This is a genomic window from Actinomyces urogenitalis DSM 15434 (assembly GCF_000159035.1).
GTDB lineage: Bacteria > Actinomycetota > Actinomycetes > Actinomycetales > Actinomycetaceae > Actinomyces > Actinomyces urogenitalis.
Map to the genome: position 1 here is coordinate 694,115 of NZ_DS999576.1, position 6,087 is coordinate 700,201.

The 6,087-nt window shown below is 70.5% G+C and carries 5 protein-coding genes; all 5 read right to left on the bottom strand.

Going from position 1 to position 6,087, the window contains the following annotated elements; all coding sequences use genetic code 11:
- Positions 1-135 precede the first annotated feature (135 nt).
- From HMPREF0058_RS11180 to HMPREF0058_RS11200, 5 genes are read right to left on the bottom strand one after another with little or no spacing between them, the layout of a single operon-like run.
- Positions 136-1,101 carry a copper transporter gene (locus HMPREF0058_RS11180; RefSeq protein ID WP_006549905.1) on the bottom strand — a complete coding sequence of 322 codons (966 nt, stop codon included), beginning with the start codon at positions 1,099-1,101 and terminating at the stop codon, positions 136-138.
- A 27-nt stretch (positions 1,102-1,128) separates the two neighbouring features.
- Positions 1,129-2,355: a putative cytokinetic ring protein SteA gene (steA, locus tag HMPREF0058_RS11185; protein WP_006549906.1), complete on the bottom strand. Its 1,227-nt coding sequence runs from the start codon at positions 2,353-2,355 to the stop codon at positions 1,129-1,131.
- A complete protein-coding gene (gene recN, locus HMPREF0058_RS11190; protein ID WP_006549907.1) occupies positions 2,352-4,130 on the bottom strand; it encodes a DNA repair protein RecN in 1,779 nt (592 codons plus the stop codon). The genes steA and recN overlap by 4 nt, the downstream gene beginning before the upstream one ends.
- Complete coding sequence (locus HMPREF0058_RS11195) at positions 4,127-5,011, bottom strand: NAD kinase (RefSeq protein WP_048682953.1); 885 nt, start codon at positions 5,009-5,011, stop codon at positions 4,127-4,129. Before HMPREF0058_RS11195 ends, recN begins: the two co-directional genes overlap by 4 nt.
- 20 nt (positions 5,012-5,031) lie before the next feature.
- Positions 5,032-5,895, bottom strand: a complete 864-nt coding sequence (locus HMPREF0058_RS11200) for a TlyA family RNA methyltransferase (protein ID WP_006549909.1) — start codon at positions 5,893-5,895, stop codon at positions 5,032-5,034.
- Between the last annotated feature and the right edge of the window lie 192 nt (positions 5,896-6,087).

The window sequence follows — 6,087 nt, forward strand, 5'->3', positions numbered from 1 at the left end:
CCCTGCGGCCGTGGAAGTTCTCGCGCTCCAGGACGGCCTCCAGGCGCGGGCTGCGCGCCAGCACCCGGCTCACGGTCCCCACGAGGCTGCCTCCGGCCACGGCGGGCAGCAGGTCCAGGGCGCGCTGCGGCGTCGTCACTGCTCTGTGTTCTCCGTGGCGGCTGGCTCGGTGGCCTTGGTGGCCGCCGACAGCTGCGGCATGACCGCCTCGGCGCCTTCATCGAATCCGTAGGAGCCGGTGGTCCCGGCAATCGTCTGGGCCAGCGCCAGCGGGACCGAGACCGCGGCCGCGACCTGCCCCACCGAGTCAACGGTGGTCACCTTGGTCTGCGAGGAGCGCAGCTGCGCCACGAGGTCGGTCTTGACGTCGGCCGCACCGATCACCACGGACGGCGAGACGGAGGCCAGACCTCCAAGTGCCTCGTTCCAGGCCGCCAGGCTGATGCCCTCGGTCGAGGCCGGGGTCGGGTCGTCCCCCGTGGTCATGGTGGTGCGCGGGCCGACGACGACGACGCTGTCCGCCGGCTCGCTCGGCTCGGCATCCACCGTCATCAGCGGGCTGTCCGAGGCCTTGAGCAGGTCGGTCAGGGCCGAGGCGCTTGCCTCCGACGACGTCAGCGCCGTGGCGAGCCCAGCACCCAGGACCGTGTTCCCGCTGCCGGACACGGCCTCCATGTAGCCGGCGAACTGGCCGGAGTAGGTGGAGCGGAAGGTCTCCCGGGAGGTGTCGATCCACGCCGTCGTCAGCGTGACCCGGGCCACCACGCTGGCGCCGGCTGCCTCCAGCTGGGCCACGACTGCCTCGATGTCAGAGCTGTCGGCCTCAGGCAGGGCGACGAGCGCGACCTTGCGGTCGGTCAGGGTGCCGGGCAGGTAGGCAGCCGCCGCGGCGGTGATGTACTCGTCGCGGTCGTTGACGGCCGTCTCGGTCTGTTCCAGCTTGCCCTGGGTGGCGTTGCGGTCCTCGCGCAGCGAGGCGACCTGGTCGTTGAGCGCGTTGCCCAAAGAGCTCTGCAGCGGTCCTGCTCCCAGGACGACACCGACGGCCAGAGCCAGGAAGACGGAGATCAGGGAGACCAGGTGGTAGCGGAAGTCGATCATGAGGTGTGCCGTTCCTGTTCCAAGTCGTCAGACGGTCGGGGCCGACGGAGCCAGCCCCAGCAACGAGCGTATGAAGTTGACGATGTCGTCCCACACGGCACCGGACAGGCCGAGGAAGGTCTGCCCGGCGGACGTGGCCGCCAGCGCCACACCCAGGGCGATGAGCCCGGCCAGTGCCAGCAGGACAAGCTGCCAGGTGGAGATGCGGGTGCGGTACAGGCGCGAGACGCCCTTGGCGTCGATGAGGCGGCTGCCAACCTTGAGGCGCGTGAGGAAGGTCGAGGACATCCCGGCGCGTCCCTTGTCCAGGAACTCCAGCAGGGTCGCGTGCGTGCCCACCGCCACGATGAGCTCGGCGCCAGCAGCGTCGGCCAGGAGCATGGCGATGTCCTCGCTAGTACCGGTGGCGGCGAAGACAAGGTGCTCCACACCCAGGTCCTCCACGCGCGCCAGGCCTGGCGCGCGGCCGTCACGGTAGGCGTGGACGATGATCTCAGCCCCGCAGCGCAGCGCCTTGTCTGAGACCGAGTCCATGTCCCCCACGATCATGTCCGGCTTGAAGCCGGCCTTGAGGACGGCGTCGGCCCCGCCGTCCACGCCGATGATGACGGGCTTGTACTCGCGGATATAAGGCTTGAGGGCCTGCAGGTCCTCCTTGTAGGAGTAACCGCGCACCACGACCAGGACGTGGCGCCCACTCATCTGCGTGCGCACGTCCGGCATCCCCACGCCGTTGAGCAGGAGGTCGCGCTCCCCGCGCATGTACTCCATGGTGTTGGCAGCAAAGGCCTCAAGCTGAACTGCCAGCCCCTCCTTGGCTGCCTCCATCGCCGCCTCGACGCTCTGGGCGGTCTGGACGGTGCCCTGGGCAATGGACTGCTCGGAGCCGGCGAGTACCACAGTGCCTCGGGAGGGCGAGTCCTCAGCCAGGTCGATGACCACCCGCTGACCCTCACGCAGACGCATGACGTCAGAGCCCAGGTCATCAATGAGGGGAATACCGGCCTCCAGCAGGATGCCAGGACCGAGATTCGGATAGCGTCCGGAGACCGAGGGCGCGGCATTGAGGACCGCGGCGGGCTGACACTCGACGAGCGCCTCGGCGGCTACGCGGTCCAGGTCACTGTGGTCGATGATGGCGATGTCGCCCGGGCGCAGGCGCTTGGTGAGCGTCTTGGTCCGGGCGTCCACGCGCACGACGCCGCTGGGGCGCTCCGGCTCCGACGGTAGCTGCTTGCGGAAGGGGTTCCTCACGGCTGGGATTCTGCCACGTGGGCCTCTTCCAACAGCTCAGCGGCGTGGCGCAACGCCGAGTCTGAGTCATCGTGGCCCGAGAGCATACGGGCCAGCTCACGCACGCGCTCCGGCCCGTTGACCGGCAGTACGGTGGTGCGGGTTAGGCCCGGCACGACGCCGTTGCTCGCCTGAGCCTGCTGCCTGTGAGAGTCCTGAGCCTGCTCCTTACGCACCACCAGCTGGGTGTCCGCCCATGCAGCGACCTGCGCCAGGTGCGTGACCACCACCACTTGGTGGGAGCGCGCCAGCCGCGCCAGGCGGCGCCCGATCTCACCAGCGGCCCTTCCGCCCACGCCGGCGTCAATCTCGTCAAAGACCAAGGTGCGCCGGTAGCCGTCCGTACTCGCCTCGGCCAGGACGACCTCCAGGGCGAGCATGATGCGGCTCAGCTCGCCGCCTGAGGCTCCCTTGCCCAGCGGCAGCGCAGGAGCACCAGGGTGGGAGACCAGCTGCAGCGTCACGGACTCCGCCCCCGTCGGTCCGGGCTCGTCGAGCCTGTCCAGGACCACGACCAGGCGCGATCCCTTCATCTGAAGCCCTTCGAGCTCGCTGGTCACGCGCTCACGCAGCAACTCAGCCAGCTGCGCGCGGGCCGCGCTGAGCTCGCCAGCACGCGTGTACAGGAGCTCGCGAGCCTGCTCAACCTCCTGCGAGAGTGCGCTGCCTGTGTCCGTCGGACCGTCCAGGACCTCCAGCCGCGCGGCCGCACGCTCAGCAAAGGCGAGCAGCGCGTCAGCGTCCTCGATCTCCTCGTGTGCGCCGCCAATCTCCCGGCAGGCTCGGGCCAGCTCGCCGCGACGGTCCTGGACCCACGCCAGCCGGGCCGGGTCCGCGTCCAGGCCAGCCAGGTACTCACCCAGCTCGGCTGCCACATCAGCCGCCTCGATCGACAGGCGTTCAACCCGCGCCCCCAGCTCGCCCAGCGCCTTGTCCACCTCCGCGACAGGCGCGATCGCACGCTCTGCCTCTGCCAGCAGTGACAGCGCGTCGGCCTGGGCGGCCAGGGCGTCGTCGTCACCGGCCAGCGCCGTGCGTGCCACGGCGGCGGCACGCCGCAGGTCCTCAGCGTGGTCGAGGCGTGTGGCCTCCTCAGTCAGTGCCACGTCCTCGCCCGGAGCCGGGTCAAGCTCCTCGATCGCCTCCAGCCACCCCCGCAGGCGGGCTACCTCCTCAGCACGGGCAGCGGCTCCCTCACGCCACTGGCGCAGCCGCTGGGCGGCATCCTGATAGGCACGGTAGGCCTGGGCATAGGACCGGCACCGGGCCAGGTGCTCGGCCCCGCCCAGGCTGTCCAGGGCGGAGCGCTGGGCCGCCGCGCTGCGCAGGCGGAGCTGGTCAGCCTGGCCATGAACCGAGACGAGCTCGGCTCCCACCTCTGACAGGACGGCAGACGGCACCGAGCGCCCCCCGAGGTAGGCGCGGGACCGTCCCTGCGCCGGAACGGTCCGCGAGGCGATGAGCAGGTCCTCATCCAGCTCGGCGCCGGCCTCCTGGGCACGCGCGGCAGCGCGCGAGTGCTGGTCCAGGACAAAGCTGCCCTCCACGACCGTGCGATCGGCCCCAGCCCGCACCACGGTGGACTCGGCGCGCTCGCCCAGCAGCAAGCCGAGCGAGGTGAGCACCATGGTCTTTCCGGCACCTGTCTCCCCGGTCAGAGCCGTCAGCCCGGGGCTCAGCGTCAGCTCAGCCTCCTCGATGACGCCCAGGTCCTCGATGCGTAGCGACTCGATCACGGCTTGACCTCCTGCGGAGCACGAGGGGCAGGCCGCTCGGCGGCAGCCCGCCACCCGTCAACGGGAAGGTCGAACTTGCGCACCAGACGGGTGGAGAACGGGGCCTGGTTCAGGCGCGCCACACGGACCGGACGAGCGGCACGCCGGGCACGGATCCTGCTGCCGGCAGGAGCCAGCAGGCGACGTCGGCCGTCGCACCACACCTCGGCACCTCCCAGGCCGGCGTGCTGGACCACGACCTCCAGGCACGAACACGGTCCCAGGACCAGGGGACGGGTGAACAGGGCGTGGGCGGCCAGGGGGACCAGCAGAAGAGCCTCGACCTCAGGCCAGATCACGGGGCCTCCTCCGGAGAAGGCGTAGGCCGTGGAGCCCGTCGGGGTGGACATGACCAACCCGTCGCAGCCGAAGGAGGACACCGCCTGCCCGTCCACCCCGATGGCGACCTCGAGCATGCGCGCACGGTCACGCTTCTCCAGGGCGGCCTCGTTGAGCGCCCAGCTGCGAGTGACCGTGCCGTCAGGAGCAGTGACCTCCACGTCCATGGTCATCCGGTTCTCGACCGTATAACGCCCGGCCACGATGTCAGCAACGACCTGGTCCAAGTCGTCAGGGTCAGCCTCGGCGAGGAAGCCGACGTGCCCGGTGTTGACCCCGGCCAGCGGGATGTCACGCTCACGCGCTATCTCGCTGGCGCGCAGGATCGTGCCGTCACCACCCAGGACGAGGACGAAGTCGACCTCGTCCTGGCAGTCCTGGTCCACGGTGTCCACGCCGTGGGCACGCAGAGCCGCCTCAGCGCGCTCAACGGCGCGAGCCGTCGGCGCCGCCTTGCGGTGCGGAGGCACAGGCTTGTCACCACGGTCACGCTGGATGACCATGACGCGGCGTACGGTCACCGTCATCTCCTTCCTCTGGCTCGCCGAGCCTGACCGGCCGGGCCGGCGTCGACGGCGCGGCGCGCCTCGTCCACCAGCGCCTGGCCACGCAGGTCCTGCGGCGCGCCGGCACATGAGGCGTGCATGGAGACAAAGTACTCGACGTTGCCGGCCGGCCCCGGCAGCGGTGAGGCCGTCACGGCGTCGATACCCAGTCCGAGGCCGTGAGCGGCCTCGGCCACCGTCAGGACGGTCTCCACGTGCAGCTCCGGGTCCCGCACGACTCCCCCATGGCCCAGACGCTCCTTGCCGACCTCGAACTGCGGCTTGACCATGAGCAGCAGGTCCGCATCCTCGGCGGCCGCTGCCACGAGCGGGGGCAGGACGAGGGTGAGGGAGATAAAGGACAGGTCTCCCACGACGAGTCCTGGGGCCGGAGCCACGGCCTGCGGATCCAGGGTGCGCACGTTGGTGCGGTCGAGCACGGTCACTCGTGGGTCGGACTGAAGGGACCAGGCAAGCTGCCCGTAGCCGACGTCGACGGCCACGACGTGCTCGGCGCCGCGGCGCAGCAGCACGTCCGTGAACCCGCCTGTGGAGGCTCCGGCGTCCAGGCACCGACGCCCTTGGACGCGTGGCGCCAGGCCCCGCTCGGTCAGCGCGTCCAAGGCGCCGGCGAGCTTATGGGCGCCACGGGAGACATAGTCGTCACCAGTGGGGATGACGACCTCGATCGCCTGGGCCGGGTTGACCTGACGCGCCGGCTTGGTCACGACGGCGCCGTCGAGGGTGACGTGGCCGTCCGTCACCAGCTGGGCGGCGTGGGTACGCGAGCGTGCGAGCCCGCGACGTACGAGCTCAGAGTCAATGCGGATCAGTCTGGCCATGTCGTCCTCCGGTTGTCTGCCCACGCCTGGTACCAACTCAGCCCTCCGCCTCCCGCAGGAGCGAGGCCAGCTCCTCGTGAACGGCAGCCAGGCCTGCAGACCGTTCCTCAAGTGGCAGGGCGCCAATCTCCTCCAGGCGGCCGGCGTAGTCCGGCAGGTCACGTGCCTGAACGCTGCCCGCTGCTCCTGGCG